10 protein-coding genes and 8 pseudogenes are annotated in these 21948 nt (G+C 66.5%); 15 read left to right on the top strand and 3 right to left on the bottom strand.

Translation table 11 applies throughout. The features are described from left to right. Nucleotides 1-77: 77 nt before the first annotated feature. The 7 genes and pseudogenes from cobD (at nucleotide 78) to mnmH (ending at nucleotide 5051) form a co-directional block, all read left to right on the top strand. Nucleotides 78-1030 (top strand): annotated as a pseudogene (gene cobD / locus CUR85_RS09085) (threonine-phosphate decarboxylase CobD). Continuing rightward, a pseudogene (gene cbiB / locus CUR85_RS09080) lies at nucleotides 1027-1933 on the top strand (adenosylcobinamide-phosphate synthase CbiB). Before cobD ends, cbiB begins: the two co-directional pseudogenes overlap by 4 nt. Nucleotides 1934-1946: 13 nt before the next feature. Continuing rightward, nucleotides 1947-2836 (top strand): annotated as a pseudogene (locus tag CUR85_RS09075) (lytic murein transglycosylase); the annotation flags it as partial. A gap of 39 nt (nucleotides 2837-2875) precedes the next feature. Further along, complete coding sequence (locus CUR85_RS20540) at nucleotides 2876-3124, top strand: peptidoglycan-binding domain-containing protein (protein ID WP_425520156.1); 249 nt, start codon at nucleotides 2876-2878, stop codon at nucleotides 3122-3124. Between the two features lie 11 nt (nucleotides 3125-3135). Next, nucleotides 3136-3522: a rhodanese-like domain-containing protein gene (locus tag CUR85_RS09070; RefSeq protein WP_067265622.1), complete on the top strand. Its 387-nt coding sequence runs from the start codon at nucleotides 3136-3138 to the stop codon at nucleotides 3520-3522. Between the two features lie 71 nt (nucleotides 3523-3593). Then, entirely contained in the window at nucleotides 3594-3944 is a 351-nt protein-coding gene (locus tag CUR85_RS09065; RefSeq protein ID WP_067265627.1) for a RidA family protein, read from the top strand. Nucleotides 3945-3995: 51 nt separating this feature from the next. Then, the gene (gene mnmH, locus CUR85_RS09060) at nucleotides 3996-5051 is read left to right on the top strand and encodes a tRNA 2-selenouridine(34) synthase MnmH (RefSeq protein ID WP_067265629.1); all 1056 of its coding nucleotides are present in this window, start codon (nucleotides 3996-3998) and stop codon (nucleotides 5049-5051) included. On the opposite strand, the pseudogene selD reads toward mnmH, so the two are convergent. Beyond that, nucleotides 5035-7204, bottom strand: a pseudogene (gene selD / locus CUR85_RS09055) (selenide, water dikinase SelD). The gene mnmH and the pseudogene selD overlap by 17 nt on opposite strands. Before the next feature lie 305 nt (nucleotides 7205-7509). Between selD and CUR85_RS09050 the strand changes: the two are divergent. From CUR85_RS09050 to CUR85_RS09035, 4 genes and pseudogenes are all read left to right on the top strand, one after another. Next, a complete protein-coding gene (locus tag CUR85_RS09050) occupies nucleotides 7510-9594 on the top strand; it encodes a DEAD/DEAH box helicase (RefSeq protein ID WP_067265634.1) in 2085 nt (694 codons plus the stop codon). 200 nt (nucleotides 9595-9794) lie between these two features. After that, nucleotides 9795-11192 (top strand): aminotransferase family protein, encoded by a 1398-nt coding sequence (locus tag CUR85_RS09045; protein ID WP_067265637.1) that lies wholly within the window; start codon nucleotides 9795-9797, stop codon nucleotides 11190-11192. A 207-nt stretch (nucleotides 11193-11399) separates the two neighbouring features. Next, on the top strand, nucleotides 11400-11663 hold the full coding sequence (locus CUR85_RS09040; protein ID WP_067265639.1) for a glycine zipper 2TM domain-containing protein: 264 nt from the start codon (nucleotides 11400-11402) through the stop codon (nucleotides 11661-11663). A 145-nt stretch (nucleotides 11664-11808) separates the two neighbouring features. Next, a pseudogene (locus CUR85_RS09035) lies at nucleotides 11809-12569 on the top strand (sulfite exporter TauE/SafE family protein). Here the strand turns inward: CUR85_RS09035 and nagA are convergent. Then, nucleotides 12566-13696: an N-acetylglucosamine-6-phosphate deacetylase gene (gene nagA, locus CUR85_RS09030; protein ID WP_067265643.1), complete on the bottom strand. Its 1131-nt coding sequence runs from the start codon at nucleotides 13694-13696 to the stop codon at nucleotides 12566-12568. The pseudogene CUR85_RS09035 and the gene nagA sit on opposite strands and share 4 nt — an antisense overlap. After that, a complete protein-coding gene (locus CUR85_RS09025; RefSeq protein ID WP_067265646.1) occupies nucleotides 13696-14583 on the bottom strand; it encodes a glucosamine kinase nucleotide-binding domain-containing protein in 888 nt (295 codons plus the stop codon). Before CUR85_RS09025 ends, nagA begins: the two co-directional genes overlap by 1 nt. Before the next feature lie 118 nt (nucleotides 14584-14701). Between CUR85_RS09025 and pdxR the strand changes: the two are divergent. The 4 genes and pseudogenes from pdxR (at nucleotide 14702) to CUR85_RS09005 (ending at nucleotide 21939) form a co-directional block, all read left to right on the top strand. Continuing rightward, nucleotides 14702-16162 (top strand): annotated as a pseudogene (gene pdxR / locus CUR85_RS09020) (MocR-like pyridoxine biosynthesis transcription factor PdxR). Between the two features lie 96 nt (nucleotides 16163-16258). Beyond that, a pseudogene (gene xsc / locus CUR85_RS09015) lies at nucleotides 16259-18032 on the top strand (sulfoacetaldehyde acetyltransferase). 3 nt (nucleotides 18033-18035) lie between these two features. Then, nucleotides 18036-19130: an acetate/propionate family kinase gene (locus tag CUR85_RS09010; protein WP_067265654.1), complete on the top strand. Its 1095-nt coding sequence runs from the start codon at nucleotides 18036-18038 to the stop codon at nucleotides 19128-19130. Beyond that, nucleotides 19127-21939, top strand: a pseudogene (locus CUR85_RS09005) (molybdopterin oxidoreductase family protein). Before CUR85_RS09010 ends, CUR85_RS09005 begins: the two are co-directional and overlap by 4 nt. Nucleotides 21940-21948: the final 9 nt, after the last annotated feature.

Here is a 21948-nt window from a genome sequence, read left to right as displayed (position 1 = left end):
TCCCCTCCCCCTGCCCCGTGGAAGGCGCTTGATCGCGCAGCGCTTTTGCGCTTTCACCGCAGCGACGACGGCAGGGGATGATCATGCAAAAGCCAGACCAGCGCGACCACGGCGGCGGTGTCGATGCGGCAGCGGCGCGTTTCGGCGGGCAGCGGTCGGATTGGATCGACCTTTCCACTGGGATCAACCCCGCGCCCTACCCAATACCTGCCCTGCCTGCGGGCGCATGGGCTGCCCTCCCCGACGCGGTGGCGCAAGACGCGCTGCTGGCCGCCGCCCGCGGCTTTTGGCAAGTGCCCGAAGGGGCCGCGATCCTCGCCGTGCCGGGGGCCTCCTCGGCCATCGCGCGAATCCCGGCGCTGGCCCCGAAGGGCCGCGTGCGCATCCCCGGGCCGACCTATAACGAACATGCCGCCAGCTTCGCCGAGAACGGCTGGCAAGTGGTCGAGACGGGCGAGACCGAAGCCGCCGTTCACGTCCATCCCAACAACCCCGACGGGCGCCTGTGGCCCATGGCAGAGACGACAGCCCGCTCAGCATCATTGATGAGAGCTTTTGCGACATCACGCCCAACGCCACCCTGATGGCGCAGGCCACGGTGCCCGGCACGTTGATCCTCAAGAGCTTTGGCAAATTCTGGGGGCTGGCCGGGCTGCGGCTGGGGTTCGTGATCGGCGATCCGGCCTTGGTCGCGCGGCTTGAACAGATGCTTGGGCCATGGCCGGTCAGCGGCCCCGCGCTGCATATCGGCGCGGCGGCGCTGCGGGATGAAACATGGGCCGAAGCCACGCGGGCGCGGCTGGGGGCCGAGGCCGCGCGTCTCGATGGGCTGATGACCACAGCAGGCGCGCAGATCGTCGGCGGCACCCCGCTTTTCCGGCTCTATGAGGTCGAAGACGCGCAGGCATGGCAAACCCGCCTCGCAAGGCACCATATCTGGAGCCGCGTCTTCCCCTATAACCCCCGCTGGCTGCGCCTTGGCCTGCCCCCCTCGATAGGTTGGGCGCGGCTGGAGCGGGCGCTGGCATGAGCACGGCGGCGATCCTCGCGCTGGCCATGCTGCTGGACGCGGCGCTTGGAGAGCCGGACTGGCTCTGGCGCCGCCTGCCGCATCCGGCGGTGCTGATGGGGCGGCTGATCGGTTGGGGGACCGTCGGCTGAACCACGGCCAAGCCCGCCGCGCCAAGGGCGTGGCGTTGCTGCTGGCGCTGATGATCGGGGCCGCGCTGCTCGGCTGGGCGCTCAGCCTTTTTGGCCCCCTCATCGAGATCATCCTCGCCGCCATCCTGCTGGCGCAACGTTCCCTCGTCGAGCACCTGCGCGCCGTGGCCGACGGGCTGCGCCAGTCGCTGCCCGCAGGGCGCCGCGCCGTGGCGATGATCGTCAGCCGCGATACTGGCGAGATGCCCGCAGATGCGGTCGCCCGCTCGGCAATCGAAAGCGGGGCGGAGAACCTCAGCGACGGGATCATCGCCCCTGCCTTTTGGTTCCTGCTGGGCGGTCTGCCGGGGCTGCTGGTCTATAAAATCGTTAACACCGCCGACAGTATGATCGGCTACCGCACCCCGCGCTATGCCGATTTCGGCTGGGCCGCGGCGCGGATGGACGACCTTCTGAACCTCGCCCCCGCACGGCTGACCGCCCTCCTGATTGCCTTGCCCGGCGGGGTGCTGCACCGCTGGCGCGACATCAAGGCCGACGCGGCGCTGCACCGCTCGCCCAATGCCGGTTGGCCGGAAGCCGCCATGGCGCGGGCCATAGGTGTGGCCCTCGCCGGTCCGCGCAGTTATGATGGGCGGGTGCAGCAGTTTCCTTGGGTGCATGGCGCGGGGCGCGCGTCATCGGACCTTTGGAGATCGATGCGGCCATCACCCGCCTCTGGCAGGCATGGTTGGTGATGTGGGCAATCGCCCTAGTTCTGGCCTGTCTGTGACAAAGAGGTAACCATGCGCCCCACGTTTCTCGCCGCCGCACTCGCGGCGCTCACCCTTCCCGCCAGCGCCTATGCGCAAGCCAAATGCGGCGGGGATTTCTCCAGTTTCATCGCCGATGCCAAGGCCGAGGCCGTGGCGAACGGCGCCGATCCCGCCAAGGCCGAGCGTTTCTTTGCCAGCCTGCGCCAAGACCCCGCCGTGCTGCGCGCCGATCAGGCCCAAGGGGTGTTTCAAAAGCCCTTCATCGAATTCTCGCGCCGCCTGATCTCGGAAAACCGGATCAACCGAGGCCGCGCCATGGCCGAGAAATACGACGCCATCTTCGACCGGATCGAGGCGGAATACGGCGTCAGCCGTGGCGTGCTTTTGGCCTTCTGGGCGTTCGAGACGGATTACGGCGCGTTCCAAGGCGACTTCAACACCGCCAACGCGCTGGCGACCCTTTCCCATGACTGCCGCCGCCCCGAACTGTTCCGCCCACAGCTTTTCGCGGCGCTAGAGCTTTTCGAGCGCGGTGCGTTCGACCCGGCCACCACCACCGGCGCTTGGGCCGGTGAGATCGGCATGGTGCAAATGCTGCCGCGCGACATCCTCGAGAACGGGGTGGATGGCGACGGCGACGGCGCGGTCTCGCTCAAGACATCTGCCCCCGATGCGCTGCTGTCGGGTGCCAAGATGCTGCAAAGCCTTGGCTGGCGCGCGGGCGAGCCTTGGTTGGCCGAGGTCACCCTGCCGCAGGATTTCGACTGGTCGCAAACCGGGCTGGAGACCACAAAACCCGTCAGCGAATGGCAGGCCATGGGTGTCTCCCCCGCAACGGACCGCTGGCCGAGGGGCTGACCGCCTCTGTCCTGCTGCCGCAGGGGCGCGGCGGGCCTGCTTTCATCGCCTATCCGAACTTCCGCGTTTATTTCGAGTGGAACCAGAGCTTTACCTACGTCATGACCGCCGCCTATTTCGCCACCCGGCTGGAAGGCGCGCAGGTCTATGACGCGGGCAATCCGGCCCCCGGTCTGGGCGGCGAGGCGATGAAAACGCTGCAACGCAAACTCCAAGCCAAGGGCTATGACGTGGGCGATGTGGATGGCATCCTCGGCTCTGGCACCCGCGGTGCGGTGCGGGCCGAGCAGGAACGTCTCGGCATGCCCGTCGATGGCTGGCCCACGCCTGAGTTGCTGAACAAACTGTAAGGAGAAGACCGATGGCCCTCAAGAAAACCGCCGCGCAAATGGTCGCCGAGGCGCGCGCCCGGATCGAAGAGATCGACAGCACTGAGGCCATCGCCATGCTGGAGGACGAAAACGTGCAATTCGTCGACCTGCGTGACCCCCGCGAACGCGAACGCACCGGGTTCATCCCCGGTGCCTTCCACTGCCCGCGCGGCATGTTGGAGTTCTGGGTTGACCCCGAGAGCCCATATTTCAAAGAGGTCTTTGCCCAAGACAAGAAGTTCGTCTTTCACTGCGCCTCTGGCTGGCGCTCGGCCATCTCGGTCGCGACGCTGCAAGACATGGGTTTTGACGCGGCCCATCTGAAAGACGGTTTCGGCGGCTGGGAAAAAGCGGGCGGCCCGATCGAGAGGTCTTGAAGCGCAGGCTTTGATCTGGCCTCCCCCACGTAAAGCTGCCACAAGTTTTGCAACGTCAAAGGAGAGACAGAATGACCGAGATCAAACGCCACCACACCAACACCCGCATGAGCCAAATCGTCGAGCATGGCGATGTGATCTACCTTGCCGGTCAGGTCGGCACGGCGGGGGCGGATGTGGCCCAGCAGACCCAAGATTGCCTTGATAAGGTCGACGCCCTTCTGGCCGAAGTCGGCAGCGACAAGACCCGCATCCTGCAATCCACCATCTGGCTGGCCGACATGGCCGATTTCGAAGCCATGAACGCCGTCTGGGACGCATGGGTGCCCGAGGGCCAAGCCCCCGCCCGCGCCTGCGGCGAATCCAAACTCGCCACGCCGGAATATCTGGTCGAAGTGCTGGTGATCGCCGCCAAGGCCTGAGCCATTCCCCCGCGCCCTGTCACGGGGCGCGGGGCCTTGCCGGACCCCCAGATGACACCCTGCACCCTCACCGCCCTGTCGGACCTCGCCCAGCTCCGCGTCGATACGATCATCGACGTGCGCGCGCCAATGGAGTTTGCCGAGGATCATCTGCCCGGCGCCATCAACCTGCCCGTGCTGTCGGACGCGGAGCGCGCCGAAGTGGGCACGATCTACAAGCAGGTCAGCCCCTTCGACGCGCGCAAGATCGGCGGGGCGCTGGTGGCGCAGAACACGGCGCGGCATTTGCAAACGGCGCTGGCGGATAAAGACGGCGGCTGGCAGCCACTGGTCTATTGCTGGCGCGGCGGGCAGCGGTCGGGGGCATTCTCGACGATCCTCGATCAGGTCGGCTGGCGCGTGCAACTGCTGCGCGGCGGCTATCGCAGCTACCGGCGGCTCGTGGTCGCCGCGCTCTACGACACGCCCCTGCCGCATCGGCTGATGCTGATCGAAGGCGGCACCGGCACCGCCAAGACACGGCTGCTGCACCATCTGGCCAAGACAGGCGCGCAGGTGCTTGACCTCGAAGGGCTGGCGCAGCACCGCGGCTCCCTTTTCGGTGCGGTGGATGGCGGGCAGCCGCATCAAAAGATGTTCGAATCCCGGCTCGCCCAAGCGCTATTGCCGCTCGAGCCCGCGCAGGTGACATGGGTCGAAGCCGAGAGCAGCAAGATCGGCGACATCACCCTTCCGCCTGCGCTTTGGGCCGCGATGCGTGACGCCGCGCGGGTTGAGATCGCCGCCCCCTTGGCCGCGCGGGCGGATTTTCTGTGCCGGGCCTATGATGACCTGACCACCGACCCCGCCATGCTCGAAAATCGCATCGACAAGCTGCGGCCCTATCATAGCGGAGAGACGATCACCCAGTGGCAGACCCAAGCCCGCGCGGGCGATTGGGCCAGCCTCGCCGAAGGGCTGATCGGCCAGCATTACGATCCGCGCTATGCCAAGGCCGCCAGCCGCACCCCTCCCCCGCGCGCCCGGCTGACGCTTGACCGGCTTGATGACAGCACATTGGCCGAGACCGCCGCCACGCTGCACAGCCGTTTCACCGCAGGCGGATAGAGGGCACCCCCGCCTCAAGCCGGCCGATGATATGGCCCGCCAAACCTTCGCCCCTTAACCGCGCCTGCGCCGCTTTCGCGGCATCCTCGGGCAGGGCTGCCAGCAGTCCCCCGGCGGTTTGCGGATCGTGGGAAAGCGGGTTCACCGGGTCTGCCGCCGCAATCGGGGCATCCGCCTGATTGACCGCCAGCAGGGAGGAGGCCACCCCCTGATCCGACAGTGCCTGCGCGCCGGGGTAGAGCGGCACCGCCTCCGCCCAAAGCTCCGCCGCCAGTCCCGAGGCACGGCAGATCGCTTGCACATGGCCGGCAAGGCCAAAGCCCGTCACATCCGTCATCGCATGGGCCTTGCCCAAAATCTCCGCCTCCCGCGCCTGCGGTGTGGCCATGACGCCAAGTGCTTCGGCCACCACCCGCCCCGGCGCCCTGCCCGCCATATGCCCTGCAAGGATCACCCCCGATCCGATGGGCCGGGTCAGCATCAGCACATCGCCCGGCTGCGCGCCGCCGAGGCCGATGGGCATCGCGCCCCGCGTGCCGGTGACCGTAAAGCCGATGGTCAGTTCCGCGCCCATGGTCGTATGGCCGCCCACGATCTGCGCGCCTGCACCCGCCATCACCTCCTGCGCGGCCACCGCGATTTCGCGCAGGGTCCGGGCCTGCAATGCGGGCGACATGCGCGGCAGGATGATCGAACTCAGTGCCGCCTGCGGTGTGGCCCCCATCGCCCAGACATCGCCCAAGGCATGCACCGCCGCAATCCGCGCCATCATTGCGGGGTCTTCGACAAAGCCGCGCAGATGATCCGTGCTCATCACCTGAAAGCCGCCGCCGGGGCGGCGCAACACCGCCGCATCATCGCCCGCCCCGGTGAGCACATCGCCCGAGACGGGCGGCTGCACCTCGGCCAAAAGATCGCCCAGCACCGCGCCGCCCACCTTGGCCCCGCATCCACCACAAAGCGGTTTGCCCGCCAGTGCCTCCTGCACGCCCGAGGCCACCGGGTCCGTCAGCGCATCGGTCTTCATCTCGGGCAGGTCATCGAGCCCGTCCATAAACTTCCGGTCGATCCGGTCCTTCCACCGCCACAGCAGCGCACCGCCGAGGGCCAGCCCATTCCGCTCCGCCACAGCGGCTTTCCCGCCGAGTGAGATCAGCTTGAGATAATGCCGCTGCGGTTTGAACACCCGCCGTGCCCCGCCGCTGAGCGCCGCGCGCAGGTTGTCGTGCAGCACCGGCGCCGCCCGCACGGCAAAGACACCGGCCTTGGGGCGCGGGTTGGCCTCCATATGCGCGCAATCGCCAACGGCGAAGAGCCTGTCATCATCTACCACCCCCAGATCGGCCCCCACGCGGATGAACCCCGCGTGCAGCGGCAGATCGGTCTGGGCAAGCCAGCCCTGCGGCACCGCCCCCGCAGCCCCCACGCAAAGCGCCGCAGGGATCGGCGCGCCATCCGCCAAGAGCACCTGCCGGTCGGTGATCTGCGTGACCTTGGCCTCAAGCGCCACGGTCACCCCAAGCTCCGCCATCTGCCGCCGCACCATCGCCCCGGTCCGGGGGCCATGCCGGAAAGCTGCGGCCCATGTTCCACCACCGTTACCGCAGGCTGCCCCCCCGCGTCGCGTAGGGCAAAAGCCATCGCCATGGCAAGCTCGCAGCCCGCCACACCGCCGCCGATCACCGCCACCTCGGGCGGCTGCTCCCCCGCCCTGACCGCCGCCAGAAACGCACGCCAACGCGCGGCATAGAGATCGAGCGGCTTGGCCCCGACCGCGTGTTCGGCAAATCCCGGCAGGTCCATCTTGGCCGTGATGCCTATGTCGATCGACGCCAAATCATAGGCCACGGCCCCGCGCCCTTCGACCGTGATCTCCCGCGCCGCGCGGTCGATCCCCGTCGCCGCCCCAAGGATCAACCGCGCCCCGGCGTGGCGACAAAGGCGCATCAGGTCGATCTCCAACGCATCGCGGTCGTAATGCCCGGCGATATGACCGGGCAGCATGCCGGTATAGGGCGCGGTGGGGCCGGGGTTGATGACGGTCAGCCGCGCGCCGGGCAGCGGGTCCATCCCCCATTTGCGCAGCACCAGCGCATGGGCGTGCCCGCCCCCACCAGCACCAAATCCCGCGTCAGGGGCAGATCGCTTTGCACCAGATTGCCTCACTCTCTCTTTCCGCTTTGGATCATAGCTACCCCAAGCCGCCCGCTCGCGCCATCGGCCTGACCGAGATGTGAGCGGGCCGGATCAGAGCGGGCCGGATCAAAGCGGAAATGGCGCTTCCCCGCCCATTCAGGCCCGGAAAGCCGCCAAACCGGTAAAAAGGGTGACAATTCGCCACAAAACCCCCATGTACATTCCATCCCCGACCCTCTACCGACGGTCGGATTCCTTTGCCGTGGCTGGTAGCACCCCACGTGCCCGCCCCCCGCACAACGTTCAAGACAGGACAGCCTTCGTGATCCAGACTATTGCCGATGCCCTTGCCCAACAGGGTTATGAAACACTTACCGCCGTACAGGAGGCCGTCACAGACCCTGCGCTGAACGATCAAGACCTTCTGGTTTCGGCCCAAACCGGGTCGGGCAAGACGGTGGGCTTTGGCCTTGCCATCGCGCCGACGCTTCTGGGCGAGGACACGCATTTCGGCCAAGCAGGCGCGCCGCTGGCGCTGATCATCGCGCCGACGCGCGAATTGGCCATGCAGGTCAGCCGCGAGTTGACCTGGCTTTACGGCAAGGCGGGCGCGGTGGTCACCACCTGCGTCGGCGGCATGGACACCCGGACCGAGCGCCGAGCGCTGGACCGCGGCGCGCATATCGTCGTCGCCACGCCGGGGCGTCTGTGTGACCACATTAAGCGCAACAACATCGACCTCGATTCCTTGCGCGCCGTAGTGCTGGACGAGGCTGACGAGATGCTCGACCTCGGCTTCCGCGAAGACCTTGAGTTCATCCTGTCGGAATCCCCCGAGGAACGCCGCACGCTGCTGTTCTCCGCCACCGTGCCCGCGGCCATTGCGAAGCTCGCGCAATCCTACCAGCGCGACGCGCAGCGCATCACCACCGTGGGCGAGACCAAGCAGCACAGCGACATCGAATACCGCGCGCTGAACGTGCATCCGCGCGACACCGAGAACGCAATCATTAACGTGCTGCGCTTCTACGAGGCCAAGAACGCCATCGTCTTTTGCAACACACGCGCCGCCGTGGCGCGACTGACCACGCGGTTCACCAACCGCGGCTTTTCGGTCGTGGCGCTTTCGGGTGAGCTCACGCAGTCCGAGCGCACCAACGCGCTGCAGGCGCTGCGCGACGGGCGCGCGCGGGTCTGCATCGCGACGGATGTGGCTGCACGCGGCATCGACCTGCCGAACCTCGAACTGGTGATCCACGCGGACCTGCCCAGCAACTCCGACACGCTGCTGCACCGTTCGGGCCGCACCGGCCGCGCCGGGCGCAAGGGGGTCTCGGCCCTGATCGTGCCGCCCAAGATGCGCAGCAAGGCAAACCGGCTTCTGGGCTGGGCCAAGCTGAAAGTGGAATGGGCCGCACCGCCCTCCGCCGCCGAGGTCAACGCCGCCGATGAGGCCCGCCTGCTGGCCGATTCCGCATGGGTGGAGCCTGCGCCCGAGGATGCGGCGGAATTCGTCACCTCGCTGGTTGAAAAATTCAGCGCCGAGCAATTGGCCACCGCCTTCGTCAACCTCTACCGCAAGCGGCAATCCGCCCCGGAAGAGCTGAGCGACCCCGGCGCGCCGGGCGAGGACAAGCCGCGCCGCGACTTTGGCCCATCGGTCTGGTTCTCGGTCTCGACCGGGCGCAAGGACGGGGCCGAGCCGCGCATGTTGCTGCCGATGCTCTGCCGCCGGGGCGACCTGACCAAGGACGACATCGGCGCGATCCGCGTGCAAGACAGCCACAGTTTCGTAGAGGTGGCCGAAGCCTCGGTGCCCGGCCTGCTCGACACGCTCGGCGGCGAAATGACGCTGGAAGACGGCGTGGTGCTGACCAAGTTGGACAAGGCCCCGGACCTGCCGCGCGGCCCCAAACCCGGCGGCAAACGCGGCCCGAAACCCGGCGGTTTCAAAGGCGACCGCGGCCCGCGCAAGCCGCGCGGCGATTACGACCCGGATGCCGCCCCCGCGCCGCGCAAACCCCGCGCGAAATCCAGCGACGGCCCCGGTGCTGCGTCTTTCGACAAGCCGAAATACGACAAGCCCAAGTTCGATAAACCCCGCGCGCCCAAGGGCGAACGCCCGCCGAAGTCACACAAGACCGAGCGTAGCCCGATGAAACCCGGCGCGACGCCCAAGCCCAAATCGGGCGGCGACACGAGCGGCAAGCCCAAGGCAAAGGCCGTTTGGAAAAAGGAAAAGCCCGCGGGCGCTGCGCCGCGCAAGGGCAAAGGCAAACCGACCACCTCGGCCACCACGCCGGGCGGCGAAAAGACCTACAAACGGGCCTCCGACCCGTCCAAACGCTTCACCCCGCCGAATAAGATTGGCAAACAGGGCGGCAAGGGTGGCCCGAAATCGAAGTAAGACCAAACGCCGGGGCCTCACCCCGGCGTTTTTGCATCCGGCGCAATTTCTTCAAAGAAATCGCCCCCTCTGGCCTCACCGAAGGGGGCAAACTGGCACTACTGGATCTTGCCTATTCGCGGTGTTCTTGGAACAGTTTACCCCGCCTTTGCGCGGGCTTCATTCGTGGGCTCGCCCACCCGTAAAGAAAGGTTTGCCCCATGGACGGCAATTTCAACGAGAACGACATCTCCCGCGTTGTCGAAGCCGACCGCGCGCATATCTGGCACCACCTGAGCCAGCACAAACCCTATGAAACCACCGACCCGCGCATCATCGTCGAAGGCAAGGGAATCCGGGTCTGGGACCAAAAGGGCAAAGAACACCTCGACGCCGTCTCGGGCGGGGTCTGGACGGTCAACGTCGGCTATGGCCGCGAGAGCATCGCCAATGCGGTGCGCGACCAATTGATCAAGCTGAACTATTTCGCCGGTTCCGCAGGCTCGATCCCCGGCTCCCATTTCGCCGAGAAATTGCTCGACAAGATGCCGGGTCTTGACCGCGTCTACTACTGCAACTCCGGCTCCGAGGCGAATGAGAAAGCCTTCAAAATGGTCCGCCAGATCGCGCACAAGCGCTACGGCGGCAAGAAGCACAAGATCCTCTACCGCGACCGCGACTACCATGGCACCACGCTTGGCTGTCTCTCGGCGGGCGGTCAGGACGAGCGCAATGCGCAATACGGCCCCTTCGCACCGGGCTTCGTGCGGGTGCCGCATTGCCTTGAATACCGCAGCTTTGAACAGGACGGCGCGCCGCAGGAAAACTACGGTGTCTGGGCCGCCGATCAAATCGAAAAGGTGATCCTCACCGAAGGCCCCGAAACCGTGGGCGCGCTCTGCCTCGAACCGGTCACAGCAGGCGGCGGCGTGATCTGCCCGCCCGAGGGCTATTGGGAGCGCGTGCAGGAAATCTGCCGCAAATACGACATCCTGCTGCACATTGACGAGGTTGTCTGCGGCGTGGGCCGCACCGGCACATGGTTCGGCTATCAGCACTACGGCATCCAGCCCGACATGGTGACCATGGCCAAGGGCGTCGCCTCGGGCTATGCCGCCATCGCCTGTCTGGTGACGACCGATGCGGTCTTCGATATGTTCAAGGACGATGCCAGCGATCCGCTGAACTATTTCCGCGACATCTCGACCTTTGGCGGCTGCACCGCGGGGCCGACCGCGGGCATCGAAAACATGAACATCATCGAGCGTGAGAACCTGTTGGAGAACACCACCAACATGGGCCACTACATGCTGGAGCAGCTGCACGCGCTGGCCGACAAGCACAAGGTGATCGGCGACGTGCGCGGCAAGGGGCTGTTCTTGGGCGCTGAACTGGTGACGGACCGCGACAGCCGCGCCCCTGTTGAGGAAAAGCGCATTCAGGCCGTGGTGGGCGATTGCATGGCCCAAGGGGTGATCATCGGCGCCACCAACCGCTCCCTGCCCGGCAAGAACAACACGCTGTGTTTCTCGCCCGCGCTGATCGCCACCCGCGATGATATTGATGAGATCATCACGGCGGTCGATGGCGCCTTGGGCCGGGTCTTCACTTCGGCGTAAAACCGCGTCTTGCGGCATGCGACAGGCGGCATCGGTTGACCCGGTGCCGCCTTCGTCTATCTAAACCCCTGTCTTGCCCGAACATGACATCGCACCGAAAGATCGCCGCGGATCGAAACCCGCGGGATTTTTCTGAAAATGTAACGCCTTCGCGGGAACCTCTTCCAATCCCCCCGCGTTGGCAAATGAGTAAACTGGGAGAAAGACATGAAGAAGTTTCTTATCGCAATTCCGATGATCGCCGGCCTCGCCGCTTGTGACGGCACCACCTCCAACCAAGGTGCTCTGACTGGCGCGGCTCTCGGAGCTGCCACCGGTGCTGCCGTTTCAGGCGGTGACGACAAGGTTCAAGGCGCAATCATCGGCGGTCTCGCAGGTGCGGCGGCTGGCAACTACATCGGCCAGACACAGTCCGGCAAATGCGTTTACCAGAACGCCAACGGCCAGCGTTACACCGCAGCTTGCCCATAAACGGCTGACATCGCGCGATTTCGCGTTATCGGGGCTTCGACCATTGGTCGGAGCCCTTTTTCGTTTCCGCTTCTCCCCTCACCTTGGCACCGGCATGAATTGATCCTAACAGGGATCAAGCGCCCCAAGGGCGCGGGGAGGAACCATGACCACAATAAGCGATATCGCGATCTTGCTGATCGCGGCCTTCGGCGCGGGGGTGTTGAACACCATCGCCGGGGGCGGCACCTTTCTGACCTTTCCCGCGCTGGTCTTTACCGGCATGCCTCCCGTGGCCGCCAATGCGACCAGCGCCGTGGCGGTGTTTCCGGGCTACCTTGCAGGCGCTCTTGGCTTTCGCAACGAGCTTGGCCGCTTCGACCGCCGCACGCTGCTGCGGCTGTGCCTCATCACGCTGTCGGGCGGGGTGGTCGGTTCGGGCTTGCTCCTGATCTCTTCCAACGCGGCCTTTTCCGTTGTCGTGCCTTTCCTACTGCTCGCGGCAACGCTGGTGTTTCTGCTGGGCGACCGCATCCGTACCTTCGCGGCCGCCCGTGCCCGCGCCGTGACACCCCAAGGCGCGCTCGGCCTCTTTGCGGTCAGTGTCTATGGCGGCTATTTCAACGGGGGTTTGGGCATCGTTCTGCTGGCCCTTTTCGCGCTTTGGGGATGACCGATCTGCACGGGATGAACGGCCTCAAGACCGGGCTGAGCTTCGTGCTCTCCTCGATCTCCGTGGCGGTCTTTGCCTTGGCCGGTCTGGTTGCATGGCCGCAGGCGCTGCTGATGATGCTGGCGGCCACGGCGGGCGGCTATGCCGGGGCGCCCTTGGCGCGGGCCTTGCCGAAAGAGACCGTGCGCTGGCTGATCGCCGCCATCGGGTTCGGCATGAGCGCGGTGTTTGTCTGGCGGCTCGGGGCGGGCTAACCCACCACCCGCGCCGCGCCGCTTTCGGGATCGAAATGCACCAAGGGGTGGGTCGCCCGTTCGATCCGGCCCAGCCCCATGTCATCGCACAATAGCGCAACCGGCCCCGAAATCGCCCGCGCGAGTGCCACCTCCAGCGGCTCCCCCACTGCATGGGTCAGCGTATGGACCGCGCGGCCCATTTCCAGATCAGCCCCCGCCAGCGTGCCATCGGCCAAGGTCAACCGGCCCTCGGCGCGATACACCTCCCGCCCATTGAGGGTGAAGCCCGTGATATCCGACCCCGCCGTCGCCATGGCATCGCTGACAAGAAAAATGCCCGAAGGTTTGGCCGCCAGCGCGTTGCGCATGGAGGCGGGATGCACATGGATGCCGTCGGCGATCAGCCCGGCATGCACCCCATCCCGCGACAGCGCCGCCCCGACCAGCCCCGGCGCGCGGTTGCCCATCTGGCTCATCGCGTTGAACAGATGGGTGACGCAGGTCGCGCCCGCGTCGAAGGCCGCCACGCAGGTCTCGTAATCCGCATCGCTATGGCCGAGCGAGACCACGACCCCCGCCTCGGCCATCGCGGCGATCTGCGCGGTGCTGGTATTCTCTGGCGCGGCGGTGACCATGAGATTCGGCAGACGCGCGGCGGCGCGTAGGATCAGGGCGAGGTCGGCCTCACGCATCGGGCGGATCAGCGCCCCGTCATGCGCGCCCTTGCGCGAAAGCGCCAGATGCGGTCCCTCCAGATGCAGCCCGATGATGCCCGGCACCCCTTCTGCGATGGCGTCGACAGCGGCCTCTATGGCGGCTTCGGTCTTGTCGGGCGTGTCGGTGATCAGGGTGGGCAGCAGCGCTGCGACACCGGTGCTGCGATGCGCGTTGGCCATGCGCCGCAGGGTCACCACATCGGGGCTGTCGTTGAACATCACCCCGCCGCCGCCGTTGACCTGAAGATCGACGAAACCGGGGCAGAGCACGCCGCCCGCCATAGGCTCCGCCACGATGCCCTGCGGCACCTCTTCGGCGGTGAGGATGCGGCGGCTGCCGTCCTGCATCTGCGCCAGCACCTTGCCGGGGTGCAGCCGCTTGCCGTCGTGGATCTGGGCCTCGGTGAAAACCTTCGCGATCTCGCTCATCACAGAACCTCTTCCGCCGCGGCCTTGCAGGCCAGATGAAACGCCCCGTCGAGCGCCGTGCCCCGCGCCGCGATCCGGCCTGCCAAATGGTCTTCCGGCAAGTACGGCGCATAATGCGGGCCGACCCCGCCGAGCAGACAGAGCGGATCGCCGGGCGCGAAATCCAGCGTCTTCAACGCGCGGGTGTAATAGGCCGCGCCCTCCCGCATCAACGCCTGCGCGTGATGGTCCCCGGCCTCAGCCGCCGCGATGACCTTGGGCGCGAATGCCGCGTAATCCCCCGGCTGCGCCGTCAGGCTAAAGGCCACGAAAGCCTCAGGATCATCTGCGAAATCCGCCATCAAAGCGCGGGTCAGGTTGCTGTGGGGCAACACCCCATCATGACATTGCAACGCCAGATCCAGCGCGCCGCGGCCCAGCCAAGCGCCCGATCCCTGATCCGCCAGATGAAACCCCCAACTGCCGACATAGCGAAACGCCGTGCCATCCGTGGCGGCCACGATCGTGCCGGTGCCGATGGCCAAGACCCAGCCCGCCGCGCCTTCGCCAAGCGCGCCGACCACGCAGGCGGGGCGGTCATCCTCCGCGATGATCCGGGCATAGGGCAGCGCCGCGCGCAGCCGCGCTGCGTCCCGCGCGACGTTCATCCCGGCGAGGCCGAGAAAGGCGGTGGCCCCGGCAAGCGCCTCGGCAGGCAGCCCCGCCGAGGCCGCCGCCGCTTCGACCGTGGTGCGGATATTGATCAGGGTCTGATCCGGGTCATTGCCGATATTGGCCCGCCCGCCAGAGGCCCGGCCAAGGATGCCACCGCGCTGCGTGCCGATGGCCGCACGGCAGCCGGTGCCACCGCCGTCTACGGCGATCAAGAGAGGGGCGGGAATGCTCATGCAATAATTCTAGGCGAGGGGCCGGGCGAACGGAAGTGCGGGCGCGGCCCCGGGGATAAATTCGGCAAGCCGTAATGCCAGATTGAACTCCCCCTAAGGCCAGCCTAACCTTCGCCCCATGGCCCTGCCCGTCGAAACCTTTTTCCTGCGCCCCGATGCGCAAGGCACCCTGCAACAGCAGATCCAGCAGATGATCGCCCAAGGCATCCTCTCGGGTCGGTTCCAGCGGGGGGAGAAGCTGCCTTCGACCCGCAGGCTCGCCGCGCATCTCGGCGTCAGCCGGATCACCGTGACCATCGCCTATACCGAGCTTTTGGCGAATGATTACCTTACCTCGCGCGGGCGGTCTGGCTATTTCGTCTCGGACAACGCGCCCGCCCCGCCCGCTTTCGCCCCCGGGCCGAGGCGGAGGACGCCATCGACTGGACCCGCGCCATCGGGCAGCGGTTCAGCGCCAATGGGTTGGCCGCCAAACCGCAGGATTGGGCCAGCTACCGCTACCCGTTCATCTATGGCCAAGCTGACCCGACGCTCTTTGATCACGCCAACTGGCGGCTTTGCGCCTTGCAAGCCCTCGGCCAGCGCGATTTCACCTCGATGACGACTGATTACTACGATCAGGACGACCCGCAGCTGATCGAGTTCATCGCCCGCCACATCCTGCCCCGGCGCGGCGTCTCGGCCCAGCCCGAGCAGATTCTCATCACCCTCGGCGCGCAAAACGCGCTTTGGCTGACCGCGCAGGTACTGCTGACCCAACGCCGCCGCGCCGTGCTCGAAGACCCGTGCTATCCGGCGCTGAGCGGTATTCTCAGCCAATCCCGCTGCCACATCACGCCCGTGCGGGTGGATCAAGACGGCCTCCCGCCCGAGGCGATCCCCCCGATACGGATGTGATTTTCGCAACCCCAAGCCACCAATGCCCGACCAATGCGACCATGCCGATGGACCGCCGCCGCGCGCTCTTGTCCCGCGCCCGCGCGCTGGAAGCGCTGATCGTCGAGGATGACTATGAGTTCGAGATGTCCTTTCTCAAACCCGCCTCGCCCGCGCTCAAATCACTCGATGACGAGGGGCGGGTGATCTATGTCGGCAGCTTTTCCAAATCGCTCTTTCCGGGGCTGCGGCTGGGGTATCTGGTGGGGTCCGAACCCTTCATCCGTGAGGCCCGCGCACTGCGCGCCTCGGTCCTGCGGCACCCGCCGGGGCATATCCAGCGCACCGCCGCCTATTTTTTGTCGCTTGGCCATTACGACGCCCAGATCCGCCGCATGGGGCTGGCGCTGCACGAACGCCGCCGGGTCATGGACGCGGCGCTAGAGACCCATGGTCTGCGCGTGTCGGGCCGGGGGCCTATGGCGGATCGTCCTTCTGGATGCGCGCGCCGGAGGGCGTGGACACGGCGGAACTGGCCGAGAACCTGCGCGCGCAGGATGTGCTGCTGGAGCCGGGACATGCCTTTTTCGCCGGGGCCGAGAAGGCCACGAATTACTACCGGCTGGCCTATTCTTCGATCCCCGCCGCGCGGATCGAAGAGGGCGTCGGGCTGATCGCGCAAGAGATTGACCGCCTGCGCTGATCTGGCCTTAGGGCTGGCGCAGTTCTGGCCCTAACCTCGGCCTGCACCTGCCCGTAATTTGCCGATAGCTTTGCCCCATGCCCAAAGGATCGCGCGATGAAAATGACCACCGAAGAAGCCTTCGTCAAAACCCTTCAGATGCATGGGATCGACACGGCCTTTGGCATTATCGGCTCGGCCATGATGCCGATTTCCGACCTCTTCCCCGCCGCCGGGATCACCTTTTATGACGGCGCGCATGAGTGCAATTCGGGCATGATGGCCGATGGCTACACCCGCGCCTCGGGGCGGATGTCGATGATGGTGGCCCAGAACGGGCCGGGCATCACCAATTTCGTGACGCCGGTGAAAACCGCCTACTGGAACCACACGCCGCTTTTGCTGGTGACCCCCAGGCGGCGAACAAGACCATCGGTCAGGGCGGCTTTCAGGAGGTCGAGCAGATGGCGCTCTTCCGCGACATGGTCGCCTATCAGGAGGAGGTCCGCGACCCCAGCCGCATCGCCGAGACGCTGAACCGCGTGATCCTGCAAGCCAAGCGCCACTCTGCCCCCGCCCAGATCAACATCCCCCGCGATTTCTGGACGCAGGTGATCGACATCGAGTTGCCCGCCATCGTCGAGTTCGAACGCCCCTCGGGCGGGGAGACCGCCATTGCCGAGGCGGCGGAACTGCTTTCGAACGCCAAGTTCCCAGTGATCCTCAACGGCGCGGGCGTGGTGATCGGCGGCGCGATCGACGACGCGCGGCAGTTGGCCGAGCGGCTGGATGCGCCGGTCTGCTGCGGCTACCAGCACAACGACGCCTTCCCCGGTTCGCATCCGCTATCGGTCGGGCCACTGGGCTACAACGGGTCCAAGGCGGCGATGGAATTGATCGCCAAAGCCGATGTGGTGCTGGCGCTTGGCACGCGGCTCAACCCCTTCTCGACCCTGCCGGGCTACGGCATCGACTATTGGCCGCGAGAGGCCAAGATCATTCAGGTCGACATCAACCCCGACCGCATCGGCCTGACCAAACCGGTGAGCGTCGGCATCGTCGGCGACGCGGGCAAGGTGGCGCGCAGCCTCCTCGACCGGCTGAGCGAGAGCGCCGGTGACGCGGGCCGCGAGGAACGCCGCAACCTGATCGCCCAGACCAAGTCGGCATGGGCGCAGGAACTGACCTCGATGGACCACGAAGACGACGACCCCGGCACCACGTGGAACGAGCGCGCCCGCAGCCGCGAGCCGGAAAAGATGTCGCCCCGCATGGCGTGGCGCGCGATCCAGAAGGCGCTGCCGACAGAGGCGATCATCAGTTCCGACATTGGCAACAACTGCGCCATCGGCAACGCCTACCCGACGTTCGAAGCGGGCCGCAAATACCTCGCCCCCGGCCTCTTCGGCCCCTGCGGCTACGGCTTCCCGGCGATCTGCGGCGCCAAGATCGCCTGCCCCGATACGCCCGTCGTGGGTTTTGCCGGGGACGGCGCCTTCGGCATTTCCATGAACGAAATGGTCAGCGTGAACCGCGAGGATTGGCCCGCCGTGACCATGGTGATCTTTCGCAACTACCAATGGGGCGCGGAGAAGCGGAACACCACGCTCTGGTTCGACGACAACTTCGTCGGCACCGAACTGGCGCAGGAGGTAAGTTACGCCGGGATCGCCAATGCCTGCGGGGTCGAGGGGTGCAGGTCTCGTCGATGGAGGAACTGACCGAGGCCTTGGACCGCGCGATCAAGGCGCAGATGAATGACGGCAAGACCACTTTCATCGAAGTGCTGCTCAACCAGGAACTGGGTGAGCCCTTCCGCCGCGACGCGATGAAGAAACCCGTCTCCGTCGCCGGGATCAGCCGGGATGACATGCGCCCGCAACGGGTCTGAGCCATGGCGCTGGTGCTCGTCGTCAATGCAGGCTCGTCGTCGATCAAGGCGGCGGTCTTTGACGGCGGGCTGTCTGAGACCCTGCGGATTGAAGCGCAGGGCATCAGCCAGTCCGGCGCCCTGCGTGTGGGGAAGGCTCCGGCACGGGCTCTTGCCCTGCCCGATCACCGCACCGCCTTCACCGCCATTCTGGCGGGGCTGCGTGACGCGGGGATCGCGAGCGCCGACCTCAGCGCCGCCGCGCATCGCGTGGTGCACGGCGGCCCGGACTTGGCCGAGACGACGGAAGTCACCCCCGCCGTGCGCGCCGCCATCGCCGCGGCGCAACCGCTGGCCCCGCTGCACAATCCGCATCACCTCAGCGCCATCGACGCCCTTGCCGCACTAATGCCGGAGCTGCCGCAATTCGCCGCTTTCGACACGGGCTTTCACCGCACCAACCCGGACGTGGCGCGCCGCTACGCGCTGCCCGAGAAGTCCGAGACCGCCGCCCTCCGCCGCTACGGCTTCCACGGCATCAGCTACGAGAGCCTCGTGCGGAATTTCACCGCCCAAACCGGCGCCCCCCTGCCCGACCGCCTGCTGGCGCTGCATTTGGGCAATGGCGCGTCGCTCTGCGCGATCCGCGAGGGCCGCTCGGTCGCCACCACCATGGGATTCTCACCCTTGGGCGGGCTGACGATGGGCACCCGCGCGGGAGAGATCGACGCGGGCGCGGTGCTGCATCTGGTGGGCGATCTCGGACTGGAAGCCGCGCAGAGATTGCTGCACCACGAAAGCGGGTTGCTCGGCCTGTCGGGCCAGACCGCCGACATGCGGCAATTGGCGGAAAGCGACAGCGAAAGCGCCCGCTTTGCCCGCAACCACTTTTGCTACTGGATCACCCGTCAGGCCGGGTCGATGATCGCCGCCATGGGCGGGATCGACGGCATCGCCTTCACCGGCGGGATTGGCGAGAACGATTCCGCGGTGAGGGAAAAGGTTCTTGCAAACCTCCGCTGGGCGGGAAATATTCCCTCATGGGTCATCCCCGCCGCCGAAGAGAAACATATCGCGCGCCAAGCGCTTGCCCTGCTGAAAGCCCCCGCCCCCTCATGACGCATTCCCAGCCGCCGCTCGATCTGTCGCCCAAGGTCTCGGACGAGGTCCGCCGCACGACCTGTTACATGTGTGCCTGCCGCTGCGGCATCAACGTGCATATGAAGAAGGGCAAGGTCGCCTATATCGAGGGCAACCGCGACCACCCGGTGAACCGCGGCGTGCTCTGCGCCAAGGGCTCGGCAGGCATCATGCAGCACAATTCCCCGGCGCGGCTGCGCAACCCGATGAAACGCGTGGGCCCCGCGGCTCGGGCGAATTCGAGGACATCAGCTGGGCCGAGGCGCTTGAGATCGCCACCGGCTGGCTGGAGCCGCTGCGCCGCGAGGCGCCAGAGAAACTCGCCTTCTTCACCGGGCGCGACCAGTCGCAAAGCTTCACCTCCCTCTGGGCGCAGGCCTTCGGCACGCCGAATTACGCCGCCCACGGCGGCTTTTGCTCGGTCAACATGGCGACGGCGGGCATCTACACCATGGGCGGCGCCTTTTGGGAGTTCGGCCAGCCTGATTGGGACCACACCAAGCTCTTCATGCTGTTCGGCGTGGCCGAGGATCACGACAGCAACCCGATCAAGATGGGACTGGGCAAGCTCAAGAAACGCGGCGCGCGGGTGATCGGGTGAACCCCATCCGCACCGGCTACAACGCCATCGCCGACGATTGGGTCGGCATCACGCCCGGGACCGACGGGCTGTTCATCCTGTCACTGATCCACTGTCTGATGAAGGCCGGGCGCATCGATCTCGACTACCTCGCGCGCTACACCGACGCGCCGGTGCTGCTGAACGGGGACCCGAAGTCGCCCGAGTTTGGCCTGCAACTGCGCGACGCGGACGGCAAAGCGCTCGTGATCGACCGCAAGACCCGCAAGCTCACCCCCTTCGACCAGCCCGGCGTGCGCCCCGACCTATCGGCTACCTACCGCGCGGGCGGGATCACCCACCGCCCGGTGTTCCACCGGATGGCCGAAGAATACCTCGGCGAGGACTACACCCCGAGGCCGTGGCCGAGCGCTGCGGCATCCCCGCGCCGCGCATCCGCGCCATCGCCGCCGAACTGGCGCGCGTGGCCTTCGACGAGGCCTTCGAGATCGACCAGCCCTGGACCGATTTCCGCGGCGAGCGTCACGAGAAGATGACCGGCCGCCCGGTGTCCTTCCACGCCATGCGCGGCATCTCAGCCCATGCCAACGGCTTCCAGACCTGCCGCGCGCTGCATGTGCTGCAGATCATCCTCGGCACCGTGGAAGTGCCCGGCGGCTTCCGCTTCAAACCGCCCTACCCCAAGCCCGCCACGGCGCATCCCAAACCCCATTGCAAGGCCACGCCCGGCGGGCCGCTCGACGGGCCGCATCTGGGTTTCGTGCAAGGCCCCGACGATCTGGCACTGTGCCCCGATGGCAGCCCCGCGCGGATCGACAAGGCCTTCACATGGGAGAACCCGATGTCGGCCCATGGGCTGATGCATATGGTGATTTCCAACGCCCATGCGGGCGATCCCTACAAGATCGACACGCTGTTTCTTTATATGGCCAATATGTCGTGGAACTCCTCCATGAACCCCGGCGGGGTGATGGAGATGCTGACCGATACGGATGAGAACGGCGACTACGTGATCCCGCGCATCATCTATTCCGACGCTTATTCGTCTGAGATGGTGGCCTATGCCGACCTGATCCTACCCGACACGACTTATCTGGAGCGTCACGATTGCATCTCGCTCCTCGACCGTCCGATCAGCGAGGCCGACGCCGCCGCCGACGCGATCCGCTGGCCTGTGGTGGAACCCAACCGCGACGTGCGTGGCTTCCAATCGGTGCTCTGCGATCTTGGCGCGCGGCTGGACCTGCCCGGTTTCGTGACCGAGGACGGTAGTCAAAAGTACCGCGACTACGCCGATTACATCACCAACCACGAACGCCGCCCCGGCATCGGCCCGCTGGCCGGCTTTCGCGGGGAGGACGGCAACCAGAGCGGCCGCGGCGCCCCGAACCCTGACCAGATCGCGCGCTACATCGAGAACGGCGGCTTCTCGACCCACCACATTCCCGCCGAGGCGCAGTACTACAAGCCGTGGAACGCCGCCTATCAGGACTGGGCCGTGGGCATGGGGATTTACGACGCACCGCAACCCTATCTCTTCTCGCTCTACGTGGAGCCGTTGCGCCGCTTCCAGCTGGCCGCCGAGGGCCACGGCGACCGTCAGCCCCCGGACCACCTGCGCGAGCGCATCAAGCAGTGCATGACGCCGCTACCCCATTGGTACGAAAGCGACCCGAGGGCACACAGGGCTACGATGTTCACGCCCTCACCCAACGCCCCATGGCGATGTACCATTCATGGGGCAGCCAGAACGCCTGGCTGCGGCAGTTGCACGGGCACAACCCGCTCTACCTGCCCAGCGCGATCATGCGCGCGAAGGGTCTGAAGGACGGCGATTGGGCGCGCGTCACCTCCCCGCATGGGGGGATCACCGTGCCGGTGATGGAGATGGCCGCGCTGAACCCGCATACCGTCTGGACATGGAACGCCATCGGCAAGCGCAAAGGCGCATGGGCGCTGGACCGCGACGCGCCGGAGGCGACGAAGGGCTTCCTGCTGAACCACCTGATCCACGAGCTTCTGCCGCCCAAGGGCGACGGCCTGCGCTGGTCGAACTCCGACCCGATCACCGGACAGGCCGCGTGGTTCGACCTCAAGGTCCATATTGAAAAGACCGCGGCCCCTGCCGAGGCACAACCGGAGATCCCGCCGCAACGCTCGCCTGTTCCGCCCGCGCCGCGCGACATCGCGTGGAAGGTGGGCAAATGACCCCCTTCG

The organism is Sulfitobacter faviae, from assembly GCF_029870955.1.
GTDB classification, from domain to species: domain Bacteria; phylum Pseudomonadota; class Alphaproteobacteria; order Rhodobacterales; family Rhodobacteraceae; genus Sulfitobacter; species Sulfitobacter faviae.
This window is presented reverse-complemented; position numbering and strand designations above follow the sequence as displayed.